Genomic DNA, 21,581 nt, shown 5'->3' on the forward strand with positions numbered 1-21,581 from the left:
TTCACAAATTTACAAACACCTGCTAATTTGTGAAGTTTTTTTCACAAGCCCTTCAACTTAATTGCGAAAAAATGACTGGAGTTCCAGGCGATCGACTGTTTTGTCGGGTTTATTTGTCAATCAAATAATACCAATTAACTTAGCGGTACATTTGAAATTGTAGAGAGGGAGATGAAATACATGAAAAATTTAAAACCGCTGTCCCAGAAGAAGACTGCATCAGCTAAAAAGGTAAAGCAAGTGAAAAAATTTGACAATTCCAATATCAAGTGGTTGATCCAGGAAGTTGTAGTACCGATCGCGATCGCCCTAATTCCTGCCCTAATTCCCTTAGCCACAGCGTCGATCACCCCTCCCAATACCCAACAACCGCCAAATCTAGCGATCGATCGCACAATGCCACCATCAAAATGATGTTTTGTGCGATCGCCCTTTCCACCAAAGAAACCCGGTTTTTGACCGCATCTGTGAGTCGCAGCGCGTCTTCTGGTGAAAAAACCCGGTTTCTGACTCCACGCGCGATCGCCCTTATTACGCCAACTGCAACTGCACGTTTTGTAACTTGCAAATCGCTTTCAACACTTGGGCCAACAAGAGCGATCGCTCCCGATCCGTCAAACTCAAGTCCGGTAAAATCTGATAAGTACAAGGATTCCCCCGCGTTAAATAAACAAACTGATAGTTGCGTCCATTCGTCGTCAATCCCCACACTGACGGTTGATGCTGCAAACTTTTATAAGCATAAGTCAGCAATTGTGGCAAACCAGCCCAAGAATCGATCGCACTATTTTTCGCATCCACCACCAAAATCCAAAACGGTGTCGCCCCTATCTCCGCATCTGACTGATTTACCGCTAAAATATCCAACCGCCCTTTAATTAAAGTATCCTCATCCTCAACTTCAATGGGTATGCTATCCTCCATAGTCAGCACGATCGGAATATCAAAAAATCCTGTTAATCTCATCAACGGTGAAAGCACTAAAAATTTAACAAGTTTTGCAGAAACTTTCCCTGATTCTAGATGACGCCAAAAGTGATTGCGGATTAGCAATAATTCCTGCTGTTCAAAATCTGTTAGAGGTTCCAACGGAAAAAAAATAGTAAAAGCGCCTCCTATTTGTCTTTTCAGTTTGAGAAGGCGGCTAACGTCATTTAGCGAAAGTTGGCTTGCTTCTAAATTTTGAGTCATGGCTTTTGTGCGATCGGCTTTTCCTGTAAAATATATGGCAGATTTGATATAATCTAATATTATCACTTTTCATTACCGTTTGACATCAGTCTATTTCTTACACCCTAGATTACCAGGAGTAACTATGAAAGCAATTAAAGTGATGGCAACGATCGACAACGGACAATTATACGTTGATGAACCGCTAAATTTAGAGCAAAACAGCAGAGTAGAAGTAATTGTGCTGATTCCCGAAGTTACAGAAAGTAATGAAGATGAGCAATCTAAAGAAGAAATTTTAGCAGATTTACGTCAAGCTTGGCATGAAGCTATGACTGGGAAAACAATTCCTGTTGCCCAAATCTGGGAGGGAATTGATGATGTCTGAGCAACCATCTATCCAAGTTGAAGCTGCACCAACGTTTACCAGAAATTTACGCAACCTCGCCAAAAAATATCGCAGTATTCGTAACGATATACAACCAGTCATCGAACAACTTGAACGGGGAGAGTTACCTGGCGATCGCATATCTGGGATTGGTTACGAGGTTTTTAAAGTAAGAGTCAGAAATACCAATATTCAAAAAGGTAAAAGTGCTGGCTATCGTCTGATTTATTATGTCAAAACGGAAAACGGAATTATTTTACTGACTGTTTATACAAAATCTGCACAAGCTGATATTCCAGCCGATGAAATTATGGGCATTATTTTAGAATACGAACGGCGTGCAGGTGAAGATGAAGAAGATGCCTAAATTTTGGGTCATGGCTTTTGTGCGATCTTCTGTTCAGGTATTATAATAGTATAAAACCTTATCCCAATCAACAAACTATGCAACTAGAAGACTACTTCAACTTCCTAATACCTGACGATATTAGGCTCAAAGGTTCTCGCATTGGCATCGAAACCATTCTTTATGAATACCTGTTTCGCGCTCGAACTCCCGAAGAAATTGCCAACATTTATACCTCCCTCACCCTCGAACAAGTTTATGCAACCATTTTGTACTACCTGCACAACAAAGAAGCAGTCGGTAAGTACATAACTGAATGGCTGGAATGGGGCGAAAAAATGCAAGAAGAACAGCGCCGCAATCCTCCTCCAGTGACAGAAAAACTCCGCAAATTCAAAGCAGAAAGAGATGCAAGGAGCAAAGCTGATGCCCATTCAGTATCTCTTTGATGAAAATGTCGAGCCTGCGTATGTTAACCAAATTCGCAGGCGCAATCCCGATATAGTTGTTCTAGCAGTTGGAGAACTAACAGCACCTGCTAAAGGTACTCTCGACCCGGAAATTCTTATTTGGTGCGAAGTTCACAATTTTATTCTTGTTACCAAAAACCGTCGCTCTATGCCAGTTTATTTGACAGAGCATTTAGAGCAAAATAGCCATGTTCCAGGAATATTCATCCTGAATTCCAAGCTGAGTATCGGTCAAAACATTGAAGTATTGCTTCTGATTTATGAAGCGTCATTTGATAATGAGTACCAAGATAGAATTTACAATTTACCAGTGCTCTAATTTCTCACGCAGATCCAACACTTACAAAATCTTCCAAAGTCTTAAGGAAAATAAACATACTTTTCCCTCAATTTATGCACACAATAGCTAAAAAGAGTAACTGAACTAAAAACTAACAGCGATGTCACAAGATACCATCGAATCAATTCTGCAAGAAAAACGCCTGTTCCCGCCCACGGCTGAATTCTCCCAAAAAGCTCACATCAAAAGCCTAGAAGAGTACCAAGCCCTCTACGACAAAGCCAAAGCCGACCCCCAAGCATTCTGGGCGGAACTCGCTACCCAAGAATTAGACTGGTTCCAAAAATGGGATGCCGTACTCGACTGGCAGCCGCCTTTTGCTAAATGGTTTGTCAATGGCAAAATTAACATTTCTTACAATTGTCTGGACAGACATTTAACCACCTGGCGCAAAAACAAAGCCGCCCTGATTTGGGAAGGCGAACCCGGAGACTCGCGCACCCTCACCTACGCGCAACTCCACCGCGAAGTCTGTCAAATGGCGAATGTTATCAAGGATTTGGGAGTCCAAAAGGGCGATCGCGTCGGCATTTATATGCCCATGATTCCCGAAGCTGCGATCGCCATGTTAGCCTGTGCCAGAATCGGTGCAGTACACAGTGTTGTGTTTGGCGGGTTTAGTGCTGAAGCTTTGCGCGATCGACTCAACGACGGCGAAGCAAAACTCGTCATCACCGCAGATGGTGGCTTCCGCAAAGACGCAGCAGTCGGGCTGAAAGTACAAGTAGACAAAGCCCTCGCCAACAATGCCGCACCTAGTGTTACCAATGTTCTCGTCGTCCAGCGTACCAAACAAGAAGTGCAGATGGAACCAGGGCGCGATCGCTGGTGGCATGAATTGCAAAAAAACGCCTCCGCACATTGTCCCGCCGAACCGATGGATAGCGAGGATATGCTATTCATTCTTTACACTTCAGGAAGTACCGGAAAACCCAAAGGTGTCGTCCACACCACAGGCGGTTACAACCTTTACACCCACATGACAACCAAGTGGATTTTTGACCTCCAAGACACCGATGTTTACTGGTGTACCGCAGACGTAGGCTGGATTACAGGCCACAGTTACATAGTCTACGGCCCCCTTTCCAACGGTGCAACAACTGTCATGTACGAAGGTGCTCCGCGCGCATCGAATCCCGGTTGTTTTTGGGATGTAATCGAAAAATACGGCGTCACTGTTTTCTACACCGCACCAACAGCAATTCGCACCTTTATGAAGATGGGCGAAGAGTTGCCAAATGCTAGAGATTTGTCATCTTTGCGGTTGTTGGGAACTGTCGGGGAACCGATCAATCCAGAAGCTTGGATGTGGTATCAGCGGGTAATTGGTAACTCGAATTGTCCGATAGTCGATACTTGGTGGCAAACAGAAACAGGCGGAATTATGATTACTGCTTTACCCGGTGCAATTCCCACAAAACCAGGTTCTGCAACCCTTCCGTTCCCCGGAATTGTTGCCGATGTTGTTGACCAAGATGGCGAACCTGTAACTAATGAAAGCGGCGGTTATTTAGTTGTCAAACATCCTTGGCCGGGAATGATGCGGACTCTTTATAACGATCCCGATCGCTTCCGTCGCACTTATTGGGAATATTTGCACCCAAAAGATGGCGAATTCGTGTACTTTGCGGGGGACGGCGCGCACAAAGATGAAGATGGTTATTTCTGGGTAATGGGCCGCGTTGATGATGTAATTAATGTCGCCGGACACCGACTCGGAACGATGGAAATTGAATCGGCTTTGGTATCCCATCCAGCGGTGGCGGAAGCTGCGGTTGTTGGTAAACCGGACGAGATTAAAGGTGAGGAAATAGTTGCTTTTGTGACGCTGGATAACTCGCAGCAGCCTAGCGACGCATTGGCTAAGGAATTGAAGCAGCACGTTGTGAAGGAAATTGGTGCGATCGCCCGTCCCGGCGAAATTCGATTTACCGATGCTTTGCCGAAGACTCGCAGCGGCAAGATTATGCGGCGTTTGCTGCGTTCTTTGGCTGCTGGAGAAGAGGTGACTGGGGATACTTCGACTTTGGAAGATCGGACTGTTTTGGATAAGTTGCGGGCTGATTCCTAGGGGATTTTTGCGATCGCAGATGAACACAGATAAGATTTCCATCTGTGTTCGTCTGCGGTTTAGTTGTTAATTCGCTTATTTACCTCGCCATAAATGAACGGCATCGGGGTTAATTTGCGACCTTAATTGCAACCAATCTTCTAACAAGTAATCATCATCGACTGCTTGAGAATGCTGTTCGTCTTTGAGAATTGCTAAGACGTGAACTCCTGACGGGTATTCGATATGACGGATCTCTGGGTCATATCCTAAGTCTTGAATTGTTGCTAAAATGCGATCGATCGCACCGGCAACAGTTAAATCGACGGCCAGAATAATTTGACCGAGTTTAGCACCAGGTTTTACACACTCCAAAACAGCCATTATTCTTTCTCCTTGTAGTTGCAACGGTACACTTGAGGGCGATTTTCGACTTTTCGGGGTTGAGTTACAGATTCTCATTCAACCTGGTAGCGATCGGCTCGTTTTTGGCACTCCTGTTTCGCTTGCTTGGGGTTATCCGCTAAAATCGGCTCATCCCAGCGTTCTGGTTCTTTTTCTGGATCTTGAATCATAATTAAATTGCTCCTTTGTTGGACGTTCAACTTCGGGGAAGTCGTCTTGGCATGGTGCGGCAACATTCTGCCAAGGCGCATTTCTCTGCTAGAATTGTACTGCATTTTTTAGTATAATTGCAGTATGAGTAAAAATGTTAAAGTTCTAACCATCCGGCTGCCTGAAGTAGAAATGCTTCGCCTAGAAGCTTATTGCGCGAACAGCGGTAGAACAAAAACCGATGTGATTCGCGAACAAATTAGGAATTTAAAAGTTGAAGATAAGTTGCTTTACCCAGATTGATAACCTTGGTTCATTTACTGGCGATCGCCCGTCCCGGAGAGATTCGATTTACCGATGCTTTGCCGAAGACTCGCAGCGGCAAGATTATGCGGCGTTTGCTGCGTTCTTTGGCTGCTGGAGAAGAGGTGACTGGGGATACTTCGACTTTGGAAGATCGGACTGTTTTGGATAAGTTGCGGGGTGAAGCGTAGGGAATATTTGCGATCGCAGATGCAGGCAGATTTAGGCAGATGAACGCAGATATAATTTTATCTGTATTCATCTGCGGTTTTAGATATAAAAATCAGCCAGCATATCGATCGTCTATGAATTACTTAGCACATCTTTTTTTATCCGATCGCACGCCAGCATCGCTGATTGGCAACCTCTTAGGCGATTTTGTCAAGGGTTCGGCAGTAAATCTTTACCCCGATGCAATTAGAAGCGGCATCGATTTGCACCGAAAAGTCGATCGCTACACCGACTGTCATGCCATAGTGCGATCGAGTAAAAGCCTTGTTTGCTCCCAAAGGCGCAGGTTTGCGGGAGTGTTGATTGATATGTTTTACGACCATTTCTTAGCTAAAAATTGGCTGGAATATTCAGAAGTTCCGCTGCCAGATTTTGCTCGTGGCGTCTATCAAGTTTTGCAAGACAGTCGAGATATATTGCCGGAATCGCTCCAGCAGATTGTGCCAACAATTATCGCCCGCGACTTGCTGTGCTCCTACCGGGAAATTGGTGGCATAGATATTGCTCTCAATAGAATGTCGGCAAGAATCAAGTGGACTAATAGCTTAGCAGATGGAATAGAAGATTTAACAGTTAATTATCAGCAGCTTGAATCAGATTTTCGGGCTTTTTTCCCAGACTTGATAAATTACGCAGCCACTTGCAAAAATCAATATCAAAAATACCAACACTAATCCGTAGGGTGCTTGTGGGCGCACAGAGCGCTATATATCCGTTAGCGCACAGAGCGCCTCACTCCCAACCAATTGCACCAAGCAGCAAACTCATGTACACTTTAGCCAATATGTGAATGAAATCTCAAGTCTAACAGGGTGCGAAATATGGTAACTAGAATTCCGAACCTGCAAATAACTCAAGTAGTTGATGGCGATACTGTCAAAGTTGCTCTCAACGGCAAAACCGAGTCATTGCGGCTGATTTGCGTCGATACAGAAGAAAGTTACTCTAACACTTCAAAGCCTGTAACTGCCGCAGGGAAAGCAGCTTCGGAAATGGCTAAACAATACTTCGCTACAGCAAATGGTGGGCTTGCTAAAATTGACATTGAATTTGATACAGACGATCCGGTTGAAATTGCTCTAGAAAAATACCGTGACAACTACGGGCGCCTCTTATGTTACGTACATAAAGATGGAGAAAATTACAATCTAAAACTGATTAAAGAAGGCTGGAGTCCCTACTTTATGAAATACGGGCGATCGAGATTGTATCACCGAAAAATGACCGAGGCAGAATCGGCTGCAAAAGCTTACAATCTGATGATTTGGAATCCGATTACCAATGCCAAAATTCCCTCTCGCAATTATGCTAATTTGCTGCCTTGGTGGTCGATGCGAGGCTCGATTGTAGAAGACTTTCGCTTGTCAGAAGCAAGGGCAAGAGCACTTTCTGTGAGATTGGACTACCCAAAAATCTTAGCCGCTTCCGAGGAAGCTAAATCTATTACTATTTTCTGCGACTTGCAGGCTGGGATTAATAAATGGATAGGCGGCAATGCCCTAATTTATGCGGGTTCAGTTTATCATAAATTAGATTTGTGGATACCCGATGCCGAAACTTATGAAATGGCTCCTTTGAAGCGATTGATTGAAAAGCGTTATGCAGGTCAAGGACGCGGTTACGTGTATATTAGCGGCAAGGTTGAACAGTACAAAAGCAAGCCTCAAATAATATTGAATAATATTAAACAGTTTTCTGACTTTCCCCCAGAAAGTTGAGTTTAAAATGAAGTTAATTAAGCAAATAGAGAGCAATTCTCAGAAAGCATCGCCCTCTCTTTGGCAACTATCTTCTCTTTTTCCGATATCTGTGGTACTTATTGTCGCATTGAAGGAGTATTAAAAAATCGACATCCTAAGGGATTGCTGCGTATATCTCGATTTTCCGGAGCCGCCGCCGTCGCACTAGGTTGAACGGGTACGGTATTAGTCTCTGAAACCACAAAAGATTTAGAAGTGTTAATAGTTTTTGAGCGAGCGGCTGTAGAAGTGTTAGCACCATTCTGCTGGTTAGTGGTTGTTATATTCTTATCTCCAGTTAAATTTATATTTAATTCAACAGCCGTTTGTGCTTGACAAGGAGACGCTGTGAGAGCCGCAATTGCTGCCAAACCCAGAACCCAAAAATAGCCATTTGATTTAATCATGTTTTTCTAAATCCTAACTTCAGTAACTATCGAAGATATGTTAAGATGTTAATTGAATTTAAAAATAATTCCTAGAGTGTTTGTGCGGATCTTTTTTCTACAAGTAATTCCGTATTTTTAGTGAGACAATAAACATATAATGACAACATTAGTCCTAAAAATGTGAAGTTTTAGTAAAGCTCATGTGTTTCTACTTAGAAAAAAGATTAAGACATCTCCCTCGGCGTTTTAATCCGCCTCAGAAAGTCAAAACTGATTGAGGTTGAAAAATTGTATTTGTTGCAATAATTCAGGAATCCCGCAAAAAACTTTAAGTTCTGGCGCGATCTGACTGATAACTAATATTAATTATTTTAAAATAACCGTTATAAGTTTATAGTGATGACTAAGATCCTCTCACTTTTATCAGGACTGAAGTCCCACTACAAACAAACAGGACTTACGCATAGATACCAAAGAAACCGGGTTTTTTGCCATGTTCAAGCGTTCTCATGAAGTATTCTCGGAAAAACCCGGTTTCTGGCCACCCGTGCGTAAGTCCTGACAAAATCAAAAAGAGAACGAAGTTCTCAAGACACCCACCGTAATCGGATCGCTATTGCGAGTGTGATCTGGTTGAAAAATCACCATTACTCCAGGAGTAACGCTAATATTCTCGCTCACCTGCCAGCGGTAGAACATCTCTACATGAGCAGTCGTTCCCGGTTGGCCACCTTTGCGCCCTAAACCCGTATCTAAAAAATCGGGAATATTGTTTCCTATCGGTAAATTACTGCTAACAATTTTAGGAGGTTGCCCGATATAAATTCCCCCCAAATTTCCGGCACCAAATAAATCGGGAAAATTCACAAACACCATATAATTTGTAGTTGCCACACTCCCAGATTTACCAGGAATCCGAGAATTAGTATAACCAGCCCAACCTCCCAAGGAAATACGCGAAGAAACCCGCCAATTTACAGTTGCTCCCACAGCATTCGTTTGGATGGAGGCTGATTTGTTGGTACTGGAATTAACAGCAGTTAACTGACTGTCTCCCGCCAGACTAAGCAAATTGCCGTTAGGCGAATAGTCGTTGACATAATAAACAGTAATATCTAGTGGATCGGCGGGAGTGAGAGTTAATTGCAATCCCAGTGTATTGTGTCCGCTAGGCCCGTTAGAACTGACAAAAAATCCGGGAACTGTAGTAGAATAAACAGCTTGCAAACTCGCTCTTTTGGCAAATTGCCAGTCAATTCCCGCGCCGCCTTGACCGAGACCGATGTTCAAAATAGGGTTTCTTTGAGCGAAGGTTGAAATCGGGCCAGAAGCGGCGCTTTCTGCTCGATTCGGCCCTCGGAAACCGCTAATCATGTTCACTCCTGCTGTCCCTCCAATTACTGCTAATTTATCGCCTACCAGAAAGCGATAGTTAAGATCGCTGAGGGTAAGGGCAGAATTTTCGCCAAAATCGTAAGCAAGGTTTACGTCTTCGGTTAATTGGGGTGAAGTCTTTCCTCTCTGATTGAAAAGACCGATGAATAAGTTACTGCGGGGAGTGAATTGAGCCGTTAAATATAACTGACTTAAAGCGATAGTGTTGATATTTGTGCCGGGGTCTTTCGTATCTCTTTTGCCGTCTCTAGGAGCGCGATCGGCACGGTTGGGACTGCGACCTTGTATCCCCACAATTGTCAATCCTGATAGCTTGACTGTCGGCGAAAATTGATTGGCTTCTACTTCTGTTATTCGCGATTCTAATAAGTCGGTGCGCCCTCGCTGTACGGCGATATCGGGGGCAAATTCTTCTTGCAGTTTTTGAATTTTTACCAAGTCTTCTTGCTTGACTCTGTTTTCATTGCCTGTGTCAATTAATTCTCTAATTTTATCTAAACAAGCATTGACTCCGGCTGCAAATTCATAGCGAGTTAAAGCACGGTTGCCACGAAAGGTACTGTCGGGATATCCAGCTATACAACCGTATCTCTCTACTAAGGATTGCAGTGCTTGAAATGCCCAATCAGTAGGTTTTACATCGCCCAGTTGAGAGACAGATGTAACTTGTTCTGTGCTTTCCTCTGAGATAGGTTCATTCTGGTTGTCAATAGTTGTTGGAGATTCCAGTAAACTGGCATCGGCTGCGAGATTTTGATTGGCTGATTGAGGATTTTCGACTAATCTTTTCTGGAGTGAGTCAACTGCAATTTCGGTAGGGGCTGGTTCAGCAAAAGTTGCAAGAGTTGGGGAAGACAGGGGTAAACTGGGTGTGGATGGTGGGATAGACCGATCGACAAATTGCTGATTTTCCGGTAAGATTGTCTCCGGTGCCTCAAATGCAATTTCCGTAATTTCCGTAGGGGCGCGTTGAGCCTGGTTTTCAATCGCAGCGGGAGATTCGGGTAAACTTGGTTGTGCTAGTGCTGGAAGGCTAAATAGTCCTTGCAATCCCCATCCGAGGATTAAGCCTGTGAGAATTTGTCGGTTTGGGCGATCGTCTTTTTGATTGAGATTTTGCATTTTCAGTTGTTATGCTTGGTGCTTGTTGATTGAAGATATGTGAAAACGAGACGACCTGATTAAAAATGACGCTATGAAATTAAAGATATTAGTAGTGAACTGCGCCGGAGAAACCTGAAAATTTCTGCGGAAGTGTAGTTAATGTAGCCAACATTAAACACCTGCTACTCGTCGCCAAAACTAACGCACCATCTCGTCATATTTGGGTGGTTTAGCAGTCCTAATTCGATCGCATTGGCATTAATCTGATTGATTTGATGCGAAATTACGAGATAGGCATCATTGTGCTGTCAATGTGATAACTGATACCAGTTTAAAAAATAATGTAACTGTAGTCAAGGGGAGCATCCCGGTTTTGTAAATATCCGAATAACAATAGTCCGGACAGTTTTCAATGACCAACGGTAGAATGCGGGTTCTGGGTTCCAGTATCTGTGAAATATTAACGATAGAATGAGGCTTTGGGTCGCTGCTCAAAAAACAGTCCGGGGTATTGGAATAAGTGTAAAATAGTTAAAATCAATAAAAGCGTCAAACAATACTTCGGACAGTTTTGGAACAGGGATGCACAAGCGAGCAGAGACAAAAAGTCTCTGGAATTTTCACCGAAAATGCAAAAAAAAGGCACTTTTTACGTTAAGCTCAAAAAACACACGAACTTAAAAAAATGCCTCATGAATATTCTAGAATCTATTTTACAACAAATGTCAGGGATTAGTCAATCCCAAAAAAAGTTTATGGTGATTTTGTTTTCCACCATATTACTTGTTTATGGCAAGGTGAACTTTACCAATCTGAGCCGTTACAGTTCGTTGAATGAAAAAACTTATCGCCGTCATTTTTTGAAAAAATTTGATTTCGCAGAATTTAATAAATACTTTATCAATAAAGCCTTGGATCCTGAGCAAACCATTATTGCTGTAATCGATTGCTCATTTATTGACAAGAGTGGCAAAAAAACCGAAGGAAAAGCTAGCTTTTATAATGGTGTAGCTGGCAGACCAGAAGAGGGATTAGAAATTTCTGTAATTTCTGTGGTCGAAGTCGAAACTCATTTGTCTTATAGTGTGAGTGTACAACAAACACCCAGCCGTCCTCCCACAGAACTACCCAAAAACCCCCTCACTTCTCAAGCGAAAAAAAAGTCAAAAAAAAACTACTAAAAAGAAAGGCTCTCAAAGCTCAACGCCTGAGATAACAAGAGTTGACGACTATGCTCAACATTTAAAAAATACTCGTTCTTTATTGCCAAAATCTATACGTTATTTGGTGGCAGACGGTTATTATTGTCGCGCTAAATTCTGGGATGCTGTACGAGATTCAAATTTGAATTTGATTAGTAAATTACGGTCAGATGCTAACCTTAAAATACCTCTATACAGGTGAAAAAAATAAAATAGGTGCTCCTCGCAAATATGATGGAAAAGTAGATTGTAACAATTTAAAAGATTTAACCTTTATCAAGAGAACTAAGCCAGGAGTTATAGCCTTTCTCTAAAAAGTGAGGTGTCCATTTTGCCAAGAAAAGCTTGATACTATAAGGGTTGCAGCATACCTCGGCATACCTCATCTTTCTGAGAAACGCTATAAGCTTTATTCATTAGTAGTATGGAGTGTTTCTTTAAAATGTAAAATACGTTTAGCTTGTCTTTCAGAAGTTCAACCCAATGGTAAAATCAAAAATATTTTATTATTCAGCACTGATATCGAGCTAACAGGTGAACAAATACTTGAGTATTATCAGGCTCGTTTTCAGATTGAGTTTATTTTTCGTGATGCCAAACAATTTACAGGCTTATCCTCTGGTCAATCTCGTAGTGGTCAATGTCTTGATTTTCATTTTAATGCCAGTCTAATTGCTCTGAATTTAGCCAAATATGAAGCTTATAATAGTCATTCATCGCCCGAGACATTCGTGTTTTCCATGACCTCTTATAAACGCCGTGAATTCAATAGGCATATACTTTACACCTTTATTGATAAGTTAGATTTAGACCGGAATTTAATTTTAAATCACCCTAACCTTCCATCAGTCCTATCCTATGGTACTCTCGCGGCTTAAAAACTGTCCGAAGTATTGTTTCAATAAGTTGGGTAATTTTGTTTCAATCCGCTTTCGTCCACTGCGATTGAAACCATCGACAATTGGCTCACCACTTTTCAACTCTTTCATCCCTTTACGAATGGTGCGTCTGTTCCATCCTAACTCCTGTTCTACTAACGTTTGTCCACCTATTCCTAAATCTTTGACTACCGATGCCATGAATTGTCGTCTGTCTGTCCCCTTAAGTTTTTTAGCTGTTTCGATGTAAAGAGATTTGGCGTGTTCGGTCAGTTTCATTATAGATTTTAGAGACATAAGATAGGCTGCACACTGAAATTATCTTTTGGTCATTATAGGATCAATCATTCTGTGGTGTTCCCTTATTGGGTCGTGGCAAGGTCAAAATGCAGGTGATTGGTGCTTTGATGCGGAAATTGGTGCATTTGGCTTTTGGTATTTTAAAGTCCCAAAAGCCTTTCGACCCCAATTATTTACTTGCTACCCCTTGACAGCTCAAGACAGTATCTACAGGAATTGGGATTCAACCTTCCGCTGTCAACATATTAAATTGCTCGGTATCAATGCGATTTGCTTGATACAAAATCTCAGCTATCTCCGAAAGTGCTAGCACAGAATGTGCGCGATAACCGTTAGCCTGCAATTTATCTTTCACTCCCTGTTCGTGGTCGATCAAAACCACAATATCTTCCACATTCAACCCCACAGATTTTAACTTCCCCGCACCTTCCATCACGCTTTTACCGCTAATCAAAATATCATCGACTACGACAATCGTTTCTCCAGGCTGAAAATGCCCCTCAATTAACTTACCCGCACCGTAGGTTTTCACTTCCTTGCGCGGGAAAATCATCGGGCGTTCCATCCGCAATGCTAAACCCGTTGCTGTAGGTAAAGAACCGTAGGGAATGCCCGCAATGCGATCGAATTTTAAGTCTTTGAGAATGTCTGCGTAGGCGCTAACTATTTGGTGGAAAATTTGCGGAATTGAGATGATCTTACGCAGATCTATATAATATGGAAATACAGCGCCCGATGCTTGTACGTGGTCGCCAAAAACTACGCAGCCAATGTCATAAAGTTGCAAGATTAAATCGCGGTTGGGTTCTGGTTGCAAAAAGCAAACATCCGGTAGCCACAATTCGCAAGTCGGACTTCCTTCGATCGCGCGCAGCCTCTCTTTGTTAATATTATCCCGTAATTTCTCAATTTCTCGGCGTGGCTCTTTCCCGGCAAACAAACTTGGGGGGACTGGCAGCAATAAACCCTCACCATTCTTGCTTAAACCGGCCGCCAGCAGTTGCGCGAGGTCGTTTTCTTCTGTCAAGTGATTTTGTCCGGCGATGTCTCCTTCAACTAAAATCAGGCGTTCGGGAGCAGCTTGGCGGATTCGCGCCAACATATCCGGCATTACTCCTACAGCTAAACCCAGTTGTTCGGGAGTTCCCCAAGTCTGAGATACTCGGACTAATTGCAAGTAGAAAGGGTTTTCTGCTGTCGGATATTCTTGCAATTCGGCGGCCGACGGGTTGCCCGTGGCACAGAGGACAAAGACTGTTTTTCCGGGATATAATAAAAAAGGCGCTACTTCATCGATTCCCGCGTAGGGACTTAAGGTAATAGCGTCAAATTGCCAGTCTTGAAATACGGTTTTGGCAAACACCGCGCTGGTGTTTAAATCGCTGTGTTTGGCATCTAAAATTACTGGCAGGTGCTCTGGAATAATTGTTAATATTTGTTGCAGCAGTTGCCAGCCGGGAATGCCGAGAGATTGATAAAAACCGAGGGTGATTTTGCAGGCACAGATTAAATCGGCTGTTTGGTCGATCGCACTTTTGAGCCTTTTCAACAAATCAGCGACAAAACTTTGAGTTTCCTCAACAGTCATAGAAACCAGTGCTGGCAAGGTTTCCGGGTTGGGATCGAGGGCTAAATAAAGCAGGCTTTGATTTATTTCAACAGCAGCTAACAGTTTATCAAAAAAATTTGTGCGATCGCTCATAGTTGCTTTGTTTGGTAACGAAAAATTACAAATTTCCATCGGAAAGTGGGATTGGTGTTGTGCCGGAATAAACCGCTCCCCGTTGAAGTTTAAATTAAGAATCTTTTATAATTGTAGAAGGTAAACACTATGAAATCTGTAACTTTAGGAGCGATTTCATTTGGACTGATATTTGGGATGGCTACAGTGGTGATTGCAGCAAACCCCCAACAAATAAACCAGTTGCGGCAAACTAACCAATGTCCGGGATGCGATTTGAGAAGCATTCCCCTCCAGCAAGCGAGTTTAGCAAATGCCGATTTGCAAGGGGCAGATTTGAGAGGATCAAATCTCAGAGAAGCGAATTTAGCTGGGGCAAATTTGAGCGGGGCTTCACTCAGCGGAGCTTCTTTGCGGCAAGCTAATTTAGCAGGTGCTGATTTGACTGAGGCAAATTTAACCGGAGCCGATTTGACGGGGGCGAATTTGGAAAATGCTAAGCTTAAAGGGGCTACTTGGGTTGACGGTAGGGTTAAATAAGCTGTTGTATAGCCTTTCTGGTGTAACATGAGGTGCTCATAGGGCATGGGCATGGGCATTGGGCATAGGGCATGGGGCAAAGAGGGCATCGGGCATACCTCACTTATTTGAGAAAGGCTATACACTTGAATTTAACTTTTCGGCAGCGTCGAAGGCTACCGCACAAGAGTTAAAATAAAATAAGCGTACAATAAATAAAACCCGAACCTAAAGCAATGTCGGCTTTAGAATGCGGACAGTAATTCAACAGTTGACAGTTGACCTGGGACAGTTGACAGTTGACCTGGGACAGTTGATAGTTTGAAAGCGACCTCTACCTCAAACAAACAGGATTGGAGTAATGAATAGTCTGATTTTAATTTCTCCCTCAAAGAGTTCCGGCTTTCAACCAATTCTTTCTGGTAAATCTATCTAACTAAACGTGAAATACGGATAGCTAAAAAGCTTTCTGTGTATGTCTTTTTCCTTCTTCATGAAATCCGTTACATCCGTTACATCCGTTACAAAATCCGTTGCCGAACTTCCTTCTACTTAATGATAAATTCGATCGACTTTTCGACTTGGGACGAGTTGCTAAAACGCTACGTTGACGATTTCGGCCGCGTCAATTACCGACGCTGGAAAGCTGAAGGGGCGGAGGTTTTGAGCAATTGGCTGGGAACTTTGGCAGATGTAGATTTAGCTGCTATGACGGATGCGGATGCGCGGTTGGCGCTGTGGCTGAATGCGTACAATGCGATCGCAATTTCCCAAGTAATCGAAGTATACCCGATCGCGTCCATCCGTCCCAAAATTTTAGGAATCCCCAACTGGCTGGGTTTTCTGGAATTCTTCACCCGTTCAAATTCAATTATTGGTGGCAAAAAGTACAGTCTCAATCAAATCGAACACGCAATTTTGCGCCCGGAGTTTGCCGAAGCGCGCATTCATTTTGCCTTAGTTTGCGCTTCCGTCGGATGTCCGTTGTTGCGCCGCGGTGCTTACTTCCCCGAGTCTGTGCGAACTCAACTGGAGACGGATGCGAATAGTTTTATCAAGAATCCCGATAAAGTGCGGTACGATGCTGGGAAAAAGACGCTTTATTTGAGCAAGATTTTTGAGTGGTACGGCGAGGATTTTGTCAAGAATGCGGGTTCGGTAGCTGCCTATGTGGGCGGTTATTTGGGGCCGGAGGTGGGTGTAAGCGATGAATGGGCGATCGTTTTTTTGCCCTATGATTGGAACTTAAATCAAGTTTAGAACCACTCTCAAAAATATGAGGTACTCATGGGCATTGGGCATTGGGCATTGGAAATTGCTCACCACGCTTGAGAACCGCTATAACTTTAAGGGATTTGGTGTTGCTTAATCAGGGTATGAAAATGAGTAACTTAAAAATTCAGCTATAGCGGTTCTCACAAAGATTCGCGGACGTTGTTGGGAAGAGAGCCCTTTTAGTTTAAGCGGTTATCGAGCTGTCAGTTATACCTCATCTTTTTGAGAAAGGCTATATCTTGACTGACTCGCTTGTTTCGTTTTTTCTTATTGAGTCGTTCATACCGTAAGTAAATTAGCAACGCCAGAGATTTTTCCCGATATCTAAATTACAGGCGATAATTTGTAGGGAAACGGCTTTTCTGTGTCCGGCTTTGGCGAGGCGCATCAAACATAAATTCGATCGCACTAGCAATACGTTTGAAAATCACTATAAATCAATAATAGACTGGAATTGCAAAAATTGCAAACTATCTTGAAAATATCCGCGTTTATCCGTGTTTATCTGCCTCACATCTGCGGTTACTCTATCTATTAACAATTTAGGCAATTCAAGTTTACTGTCTTCAAACACTCCTGTGCAACTTGAGCAGGTGTCCCAACATCCACCGACAATCGAGCGACAAGTGACATTATTGTAACAATCACAGTTAAAACACTCTGGAATATTGAAAATGATTTCAGATAAATTTCGGCGCGAGTTGCGTGCAGAAGCCAAACTCTGGGAAGCAGAAGGACTCATCGATAAATCTTTCTACCAACAACTTTCGGAACGATATCAATTCCACATTATCGAAACCAGTTCCCGCAACCAATTTCTGAGCATTCTCATCGGTTTGGGCAGCATACTTCTAGGCATAGGAGTTATAACATTTGTAGCAGCCAACTGGCAAGTTTGGTCGCGCGAAGTGAGAGTGGCACTGCTGCTAAGCGTTTTCGTTGCAGTCAATGTCGCAGGTTTCTATTTGTGGCGCATTCCCCCATCCCAAAACAAAAACTTAAATCAAAGTATTTTACCTGCCACAAAAGGGCGAAACAAGCTTCTCGGTGAAGGATTGTTACTCTTAGGTGCTCTGATTTTAGGAGCAAATATGGCGCTGATGGCGCAAATGTTCCACGTTGGCGGTTCTTCCTACGGACTTTTTTTAGTTTGGGGAATCGGAGTGTTAGGAATGGCTTACAGTTTGCGCTTGACTTCGTTGGGTGTTTTGTCCGCGCTTTTAATCGGTTTCGGCTATTGGCTGGCGGTGTTAGATTGGTCTTCTAAAGTTGAGTTTTCTTGGCTGGAAGTTTTGGTGCGACAAATGCCAATCGCTGGGAGTTTGATGTTTGTGCCGTTGGCTTATTGGTGTCGATCGCGTGTTATTTTTACTATAGGTGCGATCGCCATAATTTTCTCGTTACAAGTTTCGATTGCCCAAGCAGCAGATGGCGGCTGGGGTGCAGCAATATTTTGTGGTTTAGCGCCCGCCTTGCTGTGGGGATACGACGATGGGATATGGCCGAAGGTACACAGCAGGCTGTTTCAACCTACCGCCCGCAGTTTAGCACTGCTGTATTTCGCCGGCCTGTTTTACTTTCTGTCTTTCCACTGGTTTTGGCAATATTCGCCGACACCCAGGCAAACCGGGCCTGATTGGGTTTTGTTGGCAAATGTCGCTGTTTTGGGTGGTTTAGCAGTGTTTGAGTGGCTGCATTTGGGACGTTTGGAGATAGGCCGCCGCCCGCGAAAAGGAGCGGATTTGACTACAGGTGCGATCGGCGTTTTCATTCTCGCCAGCGCTTTCATACCGTTTTTTCACCTCACTTTTACTCCGATTCCTCAATTAGCAACTTTTCTGTTTAATGTTTTATCCTTTCTGCTCGCAGTCGGCTTAATCCGAGAAGGTTTAGCTTTAGGAAACCGTCAGAGTTTTTGGGGAGGAATGGTCTTTATAACTTTGCAAATTATCAGTCGAGTCTTTGAATACAATACAGAATTGTTGCTCAAATCTTTTGTATTTGTATTGTGCGGCATTGGCGTAATTGCAGCAGGCTTGTGGTTCGAGAAACACTTCGCTAAAATCGATGAGTAGGAGTCAGATAGTTGTTTCTAGGTATGTTGTTGGGCTTTAGCCCTCTTTGTCTATACGTCTCAAGAGGGCTAAAGCCCAACAACGTACCAATTAATCACAAATTCCCAAATCCTAATATGAATACCGAAAACTCAGAAACAACCAACACTTTAATTCAGCCCCCATCCTTCACCCTTCCCCCGGCTGCAAAACGGCTTCCCGGGTGGCGGATGTGGGCTCCATTGATTCTACAAATTGGACTGATTGCCGCAGTACCGGCTCCAGCAGTTTACACTTTTGTTACTGGCAAAACAGTTGTCTTGCAAACTGCACCGGTAGACCCCTACGACTTTTTGCGCGGATATTACCAAGTTTTGAGTTATGATATTTCCGATCGCACAAATCTCGAAAAGCTCCCCGGCTGGAAAGATTTACCAGGAAAACTAGAGAAACTACCTTGTCCGCGCGGAGTTGTCTGCGAAAAACAAATATACCGTGTCAACCCAAATATCAGTTTTTATGTAATCTTAGAAGCGCCAACAGCCGCGACAAATTCCGCCCGCCCCCAACCTTGGAAGCCCACGCGCGTCAGTCTGAACAATCCCCCAAATTTACCCGCCAATCAAATCGCCATTCAAGGCAAATATAACGGTTCCCAGATGGAATACGGCTTGGAAACTTATTATATGCCCGAGAATGAAAGGGAAAAAGTCAATGACGAGATTAGCGAAGCTCAACGGAAGCAGCGACAGTCTTTTGTCGTAGAAGTCAAGGTTGACAAAACAGGCCATGCTGTGCCTGTGAGTTTGTGGGTGCGCGATCGCAATTATCGATTTTAGCCGGTTTTGTCACAAGCACGCGGCGTAGCTATCCCGAGCGTGAATCGACCTTACAACCAGGCTTTGATATCAAATCCGGTGCTTCATTGGAATGATTCATCTCTATTCTCTCCCTCTGTGTCCTCTGCGCCCTCTGTGGTTTAATCATTTCGGTACAGCCGGATTTGATATGAGTGTTTTTGCTTAGAGTTGACCCAGTGGCGGGCGATTAAGATTCCGATAGCTACGCTTCACGACTTTCAAGCCCAAATCCCGTAAAATCGACCTGTGCCAGACAATATCCGTTATAATTGGCGATCGGATGTCAATTCAATTGCCGACAACCCAATAGAATCCATTAAGATAGATAAGACTTGCAAAAATCTTGCGAATTCAAGGTTGCAAGTTCAGACTCTACTGGAGCTTCTCATGTTAGCCGAGCTAATTTCTGCCAGACGAATACTCAAAGCCCAACTCCTCGACTTCCTAGGACTTCCCGACAATTCTCAAGACCAAACAGATCGCATAGTCAGCACAATTGTATCAGTGCTGGAAGCAAATGCAGCCGAACAAGAAAGATTTTGGGAGACCTTCAAAAGTGAATTAGCCGTCGATCCAGTAGAATTAGAAGCAATGCTCAAGTGTTCAGCAGCAGAACGCCAGCAATGGATCGAACAAGGCAGACTCCCGATCCTAGAATACCGCTCTTTCCGCAAATCTGGAATTCATTTAGAATATCCCGTTCACGACAGAAGATTCATCTTAAGTCTCACGCCAACAGACATTGATAACTGGCGCAAAGAACCAAAAGGGTTGATTAAAAATCATCGCCCAACAGCCGAGCCAATCAATACAGAAAACTCCGAACAAAACGAACAATCGCGAGGAGCTTTTAGTGCAGCGTGGGAAAAAATTATTGCCGACTGGAAAGAACAAGGTTCGGCGGAAATTTCAGCAACTTTCCAGTTAGCTTATTGGACAGTTTGGGCGTCGCGGTGGGCAAAAGAAAATCAGCTTAACAGCTTTAAAGCAATTAAATCTAACGAAGTCTACGAAATTTATGAAATTCACCAGCAAGCATGGTACGAGCGCAAAAATCAAGCAGTCAAATTACTGATTGAAATGCCCTACGCTATGCTTTACTTTTACCGTCCTCCCGGTGCTGACAAATTATATCTCGAACTGTGCGACGACCACCAGGACATGATGAAAGATGACTACTATTGGGATAAGTGGGATTTTTTCTATCAAAACCGGAAACTGGTAAATAAGTGCCGGGAATGCGTGTACTGTGAAACAAAGGATTATTATTCGCTTTATTACCTAGAAATTAAGAGCGATAAGTTTCCCGATTTTAGTTTTTCTTACCACACGCCGTACCCGATTGGTCGCAAATTTTTACCGCATCCCGAAACGCTTCCTGCTGTAGACCACGTAGAACAAGATGGTATTTTTCGGTTTGGTCGCCCGCTACTAGAACAGGAGAAAGTTATTCACACAGAAAAGGATGTATTGCTTAAGTTTGAAGCAGCTTTGACTGAAGCGAAAAAGTTTGTTTAGTTGTTACTCATAAACCCAAATGTCGCCTTCAATCCAGGTACGTAGTTGCGCTTAAGCGCTCTTTATTTATATATATGAAAGAGCGCTTAAGCGCAACAACATACCTATTTTTGAACTTGAATTACCTGGATACTGCCGCCAGCATAAAGTTTAGGTTGTTGACTTCCTTCGGAATTGTAGAGTTGAAATCCCACTTGGGCCAACAAACTCTGCAAGTCAGTTTCAATCAACTGCCAAGCAGTTTCAGTCTCAAACAACCACAAAAATACAGCCAACCCCGGCCACAATAACAGATTTGCGGGCCGGTGAAAATCTACCAAAGTGAATACACCACCGGGCTTGAGAACGCGGTATACTTCCTCAAAGATTTGCCTCAACTGTAACGGCTGCATTTCGTGCATCGCAACGCTGCTGTGTACTAAATCAAAATGATTGTCGCCAAAAGGCATCGATTCGGCAAAAGCTTCTACATAATTTGCTGAGGGCACATTTTTCCTTGCCCGTTGCAGCGATAATGGCGAAGCGTCAAGTCCTGTGACATCCTGGGAATATTGCACGAGAAATTGCGTGGTTTGACCGCTACCGCAACAAAGGTCTAAAACCTTAGTTTCCGCGCCCAGGGTCACATTTTCCAAGGCTAGCTGCCTAAAACGAGTTTCACCACCTACGCTTAAAGCAGCCAGACGCGCGATCGCATCGTACAGCCACTGATACCTATAACTTAAATCTCTCAAAATTGTTGCCATATTCAAAATTATGTATATCTTGCTATCGACTTAAGATATTATTAAGTTATATGATAAAAATAAGTAAC

24 protein-coding genes and 2 pseudogenes are annotated in these 21,581 nt (G+C 43.3%); 18 read left to right on the forward strand and 8 right to left on the reverse strand.

The annotated features are described in order from the left end of the window. Positions 1–180 precede the first annotated feature (180 nt). Positions 181–414: a hypothetical protein gene (locus tag QZ918_RS24280; RefSeq protein ID WP_293339262.1), complete on the forward strand. Its 234-nt coding sequence runs from the start codon at positions 181–183 to the stop codon at positions 412–414. 117 nt (positions 415–531) lie between these two features. Here QZ918_RS24280 and QZ918_RS24285 read toward each other — a convergent pair whose 3' ends face one another. Next, complete coding sequence (locus tag QZ918_RS24285; protein ID WP_367275435.1) at positions 532–1,257, reverse strand: restriction endonuclease subunit R; 726 nt, start codon at positions 1,255–1,257, stop codon at positions 532–534. 58 nt (positions 1,258–1,315) lie between these two features. Here QZ918_RS24285 and QZ918_RS24290 point away from each other — a divergent pair, with 58 nt between their 5' ends. From QZ918_RS24290 to acs, 5 genes are all read left to right on the forward strand, one after another. Further along, positions 1,316–1,558 carry a type II toxin-antitoxin system RelN family antitoxin gene (locus tag QZ918_RS24290; RefSeq protein ID WP_293156928.1) on the forward strand — a complete coding sequence of 81 codons (243 nt, stop codon included), beginning with the start codon at positions 1,316–1,318 and terminating at the stop codon, positions 1,556–1,558. Continuing rightward, on the forward strand, positions 1,548–1,925 hold the full coding sequence (locus tag QZ918_RS24295; RefSeq protein ID WP_366665106.1) for a type II toxin-antitoxin system RelE/ParE family toxin: 378 nt from the start codon (positions 1,548–1,550) through the stop codon (positions 1,923–1,925). Before QZ918_RS24290 ends, QZ918_RS24295 begins: the two co-directional genes overlap by 11 nt. Positions 1,926–2,002: 77 nt before the next feature. Further along, on the forward strand, positions 2,003–2,353 hold the full coding sequence (locus QZ918_RS24300; RefSeq protein ID WP_293339265.1) for a DUF433 domain-containing protein: 351 nt from the start codon (positions 2,003–2,005) through the stop codon (positions 2,351–2,353). Continuing rightward, positions 2,331–2,693 (forward strand): DUF5615 family PIN-like protein, encoded by a 363-nt coding sequence (locus QZ918_RS24305; protein ID WP_293339268.1) that lies wholly within the window; start codon positions 2,331–2,333, stop codon positions 2,691–2,693. The genes QZ918_RS24300 and QZ918_RS24305 overlap by 23 nt, the downstream gene beginning before the upstream one ends. A 121-nt stretch (positions 2,694–2,814) precedes the next feature. Continuing rightward, positions 2,815–4,785, forward strand: coding sequence for an acetate--CoA ligase (acs, locus tag QZ918_RS24310; protein ID WP_293339271.1), 1,971 nt, complete (start codon positions 2,815–2,817; stop codon positions 4,783–4,785). Between the two features lie 75 nt (positions 4,786–4,860). Here the strand turns inward: acs and QZ918_RS24315 are convergent, their stop codons facing one another. Both QZ918_RS24315 and QZ918_RS24320 read right to left on the reverse strand, forming a co-directional pair. Further along, positions 4,861–5,148: a hypothetical protein gene (locus QZ918_RS24315; RefSeq protein ID WP_293339274.1), complete on the reverse strand. Its 288-nt coding sequence runs from the start codon at positions 5,146–5,148 to the stop codon at positions 4,861–4,863. Between the two features lie 74 nt (positions 5,149–5,222). After that, positions 5,223–5,444, reverse strand: coding sequence for a hypothetical protein (locus tag QZ918_RS24320; RefSeq protein WP_293339277.1), 222 nt, complete (start codon positions 5,442–5,444; stop codon positions 5,223–5,225). A 19-nt stretch (positions 5,445–5,463) separates the two neighbouring features. Between QZ918_RS24320 and QZ918_RS24325 the strand changes: the two genes are divergently transcribed. From QZ918_RS24325 to QZ918_RS24340, 4 genes are all read left to right on the forward strand, one after another. Further along, the gene (locus QZ918_RS24325) at positions 5,464–5,622 is read left to right on the forward strand and encodes a YlcI/YnfO family protein (RefSeq protein WP_293339280.1); all 159 of its coding nucleotides are present in this window, start codon (positions 5,464–5,466) and stop codon (positions 5,620–5,622) included. 5 nt (positions 5,623–5,627) lie between these two features. Then, the gene (locus QZ918_RS24330; RefSeq protein ID WP_293339283.1) at positions 5,628–5,813 is read left to right on the forward strand and encodes a hypothetical protein; all 186 of its coding nucleotides are present in this window, start codon (positions 5,628–5,630) and stop codon (positions 5,811–5,813) included. Between the two features lie 39 nt (positions 5,814–5,852). After that, positions 5,853–6,527 (forward strand): acyl carrier protein phosphodiesterase, encoded by a 675-nt coding sequence (locus tag QZ918_RS24335; RefSeq protein ID WP_293339286.1) that lies wholly within the window; start codon positions 5,853–5,855, stop codon positions 6,525–6,527. Positions 6,528–6,674: 147 nt separating this feature from the next. Further along, positions 6,675–7,571: a thermonuclease family protein gene (locus QZ918_RS24340; protein ID WP_293339289.1), complete on the forward strand. Its 897-nt coding sequence runs from the start codon at positions 6,675–6,677 to the stop codon at positions 7,569–7,571. 98 nt (positions 7,572–7,669) lie between these two features. Here QZ918_RS24340 and QZ918_RS24345 read toward each other — a convergent pair whose 3' ends face one another. Then, entirely contained in the window at positions 7,670–7,999 is a 330-nt protein-coding gene (locus tag QZ918_RS24345) for a hypothetical protein (protein ID WP_293339292.1), read from the reverse strand. 549 nt (positions 8,000–8,548) lie between these two features. Then, complete coding sequence (locus QZ918_RS24350) at positions 8,549–10,498, reverse strand: iron uptake porin (protein WP_293339295.1); 1,950 nt, start codon at positions 10,496–10,498, stop codon at positions 8,549–8,551. A 674-nt stretch (positions 10,499–11,172) separates the two neighbouring features. Between QZ918_RS24350 and QZ918_RS24355 the strand changes: the two genes are divergently transcribed. Next, the gene (locus QZ918_RS24355; protein WP_293339298.1) at positions 11,173–11,661 is read left to right on the forward strand and encodes a hypothetical protein; all 489 of its coding nucleotides are present in this window, start codon (positions 11,173–11,175) and stop codon (positions 11,659–11,661) included. 338 nt (positions 11,662–11,999) lie between these two features. Further along, a complete protein-coding gene (locus tag QZ918_RS24360) occupies positions 12,000–12,560 on the forward strand; it encodes a hypothetical protein (RefSeq protein WP_293339301.1) in 561 nt (186 codons plus the stop codon). Between the two features lie 18 nt (positions 12,561–12,578). On the opposite strand, the pseudogene QZ918_RS24365 reads toward QZ918_RS24360, so the two are convergent. Then, positions 12,579–12,857: pseudogene (locus QZ918_RS24365) on the reverse strand (ISAzo13 family transposase); the annotation flags it as partial. A 74-nt stretch (positions 12,858–12,931) separates the two neighbouring features. Here QZ918_RS24365 and QZ918_RS24370 point away from each other — a divergent pair. Then, positions 12,932–13,051 (forward strand): annotated as a pseudogene (locus QZ918_RS24370) (IS110-like element ISStma4 family transposase); the annotation flags it as partial. Positions 13,052–13,083: 32 nt separating this feature from the next. Here the strand turns inward: QZ918_RS24370 and QZ918_RS24375 are convergent. After that, positions 13,084–14,562 (reverse strand): bifunctional orotidine-5'-phosphate decarboxylase/orotate phosphoribosyltransferase, encoded by a 1,479-nt coding sequence (locus QZ918_RS24375; RefSeq protein WP_293339343.1) that lies wholly within the window; start codon positions 14,560–14,562, stop codon positions 13,084–13,086. A 129-nt stretch (positions 14,563–14,691) separates the two neighbouring features. Here QZ918_RS24375 and QZ918_RS24380 point away from each other — a divergent pair, with 129 nt between their 5' ends. From QZ918_RS24380 to QZ918_RS24400, 5 genes are all read left to right on the forward strand, one after another. Further along, entirely contained in the window at positions 14,692–15,081 is a 390-nt protein-coding gene (locus QZ918_RS24380; RefSeq protein ID WP_293339307.1) for a pentapeptide repeat-containing protein, read from the forward strand. A gap of 534 nt (positions 15,082–15,615) precedes the next feature. After that, positions 15,616–16,320 (forward strand): DUF547 domain-containing protein, encoded by a 705-nt coding sequence (locus QZ918_RS24385; RefSeq protein ID WP_293339310.1) that lies wholly within the window; start codon positions 15,616–15,618, stop codon positions 16,318–16,320. Positions 16,321–17,009: 689 nt separating this feature from the next. Beyond that, positions 17,010–18,410, forward strand: coding sequence for a DUF2157 domain-containing protein (locus tag QZ918_RS24390; RefSeq protein WP_293339313.1), 1,401 nt, complete (start codon positions 17,010–17,012; stop codon positions 18,408–18,410). 116 nt (positions 18,411–18,526) lie between these two features. After that, positions 18,527–19,228 carry a GDYXXLXY domain-containing protein gene (locus tag QZ918_RS24395; RefSeq protein WP_293339316.1) on the forward strand — a complete coding sequence of 234 codons (702 nt, stop codon included), beginning with the start codon at positions 18,527–18,529 and terminating at the stop codon, positions 19,226–19,228. A 408-nt stretch (positions 19,229–19,636) separates the two neighbouring features. Continuing rightward, positions 19,637–20,767: a hypothetical protein gene (locus QZ918_RS24400; protein ID WP_293339319.1), complete on the forward strand. Its 1,131-nt coding sequence runs from the start codon at positions 19,637–19,639 to the stop codon at positions 20,765–20,767. 104 nt (positions 20,768–20,871) lie between these two features. Here QZ918_RS24400 and QZ918_RS24405 read toward each other — a convergent pair whose 3' ends face one another. Next, positions 20,872–21,513: a class I SAM-dependent methyltransferase gene (locus QZ918_RS24405; RefSeq protein WP_293339322.1), complete on the reverse strand. Its 642-nt coding sequence runs from the start codon at positions 21,511–21,513 to the stop codon at positions 20,872–20,874. Positions 21,514–21,581 lie beyond the last annotated feature (68 nt).

It is taken from the genome of Microcoleus sp. CAWBG58 (assembly GCF_020883045.1).
In the GTDB taxonomy this organism is placed as follows: Bacteria; Cyanobacteriota; Cyanobacteriia; order Cyanobacteriales; family Microcoleaceae; genus Microcoleus.

What these genes read in the sequence shown, in the direction of transcription:
- QZ918_RS24280 (WP_293339262.1), top strand. Translation starts at nt 181, where the DNA reads ATGAAAAATTTAAAACCGCTGTCCCAGAAGAAGACTGCATCAGCTAAA.
- QZ918_RS24290 (WP_293156928.1), top strand. Translation starts at nt 1,316, where the DNA reads ATGAAAGCAATTAAAGTGATGGCAACGATCGACAACGGACAATTATAC.
- QZ918_RS24295 (WP_366665106.1), top strand. Translation starts at nt 1,548, where the DNA reads ATGATGTCTGAGCAACCATCTATCCAAGTTGAAGCTGCACCAACGTTT.
- QZ918_RS24300 (WP_293339265.1), top strand. Translation starts at nt 2,003, where the DNA reads ATGCAACTAGAAGACTACTTCAACTTCCTAATACCTGACGATATTAGG.
- QZ918_RS24305 (WP_293339268.1), top strand. Translation starts at nt 2,331, where the DNA reads ATGCCCATTCAGTATCTCTTTGATGAAAATGTCGAGCCTGCGTATGTT.
- acs (WP_293339271.1), top strand. Translation starts at nt 2,815, where the DNA reads ATGTCACAAGATACCATCGAATCAATTCTGCAAGAAAAACGCCTGTTC.
- QZ918_RS24315 (WP_293339274.1), bottom strand. Translation starts at nt 5,148, where the DNA reads ATGGCTGTTTTGGAGTGTGTAAAACCTGGTGCTAAACTCGGTCAAATT.
- QZ918_RS24320 (WP_293339277.1), bottom strand. Translation starts at nt 5,444, where the DNA reads ATGCAGTACAATTCTAGCAGAGAAATGCGCCTTGGCAGAATGTTGCCG.
- QZ918_RS24325 (WP_293339280.1), top strand. Translation starts at nt 5,464, where the DNA reads ATGAGTAAAAATGTTAAAGTTCTAACCATCCGGCTGCCTGAAGTAGAA.
- QZ918_RS24335 (WP_293339286.1), top strand. Translation starts at nt 5,853, where the DNA reads ATGAACGCAGATATAATTTTATCTGTATTCATCTGCGGTTTTAGATAT.
- QZ918_RS24340 (WP_293339289.1), top strand. Translation starts at nt 6,675, where the DNA reads ATGGTAACTAGAATTCCGAACCTGCAAATAACTCAAGTAGTTGATGGC.
- QZ918_RS24345 (WP_293339292.1), bottom strand. Translation starts at nt 7,999, where the DNA reads ATGATTAAATCAAATGGCTATTTTTGGGTTCTGGGTTTGGCAGCAATT.
- QZ918_RS24350 (WP_293339295.1), bottom strand. Translation starts at nt 10,498, where the DNA reads ATGCAAAATCTCAATCAAAAAGACGATCGCCCAAACCGACAAATTCTC.
- QZ918_RS24355 (WP_293339298.1), top strand. Translation starts at nt 11,173, where the DNA reads ATGAATATTCTAGAATCTATTTTACAACAAATGTCAGGGATTAGTCAA.
- QZ918_RS24375 (WP_293339343.1), bottom strand. Translation starts at nt 14,562, where the DNA reads ATGAGCGATCGCACAAATTTTTTTGATAAACTGTTAGCTGCTGTTGAA.
- QZ918_RS24380 (WP_293339307.1), top strand. Translation starts at nt 14,692, where the DNA reads ATGAAATCTGTAACTTTAGGAGCGATTTCATTTGGACTGATATTTGGG.
- QZ918_RS24385 (WP_293339310.1), top strand. Translation starts at nt 15,616, where the DNA reads ATGATAAATTCGATCGACTTTTCGACTTGGGACGAGTTGCTAAAACGC.
- QZ918_RS24390 (WP_293339313.1), top strand. Translation starts at nt 17,010, where the DNA reads ATGATTTCAGATAAATTTCGGCGCGAGTTGCGTGCAGAAGCCAAACTC.
- QZ918_RS24395 (WP_293339316.1), top strand. Translation starts at nt 18,527, where the DNA reads ATGAATACCGAAAACTCAGAAACAACCAACACTTTAATTCAGCCCCCA.
- QZ918_RS24400 (WP_293339319.1), top strand. Translation starts at nt 19,637, where the DNA reads ATGTTAGCCGAGCTAATTTCTGCCAGACGAATACTCAAAGCCCAACTC.
- QZ918_RS24405 (WP_293339322.1), bottom strand. Translation starts at nt 21,513, where the DNA reads ATGGCAACAATTTTGAGAGATTTAAGTTATAGGTATCAGTGGCTGTAC.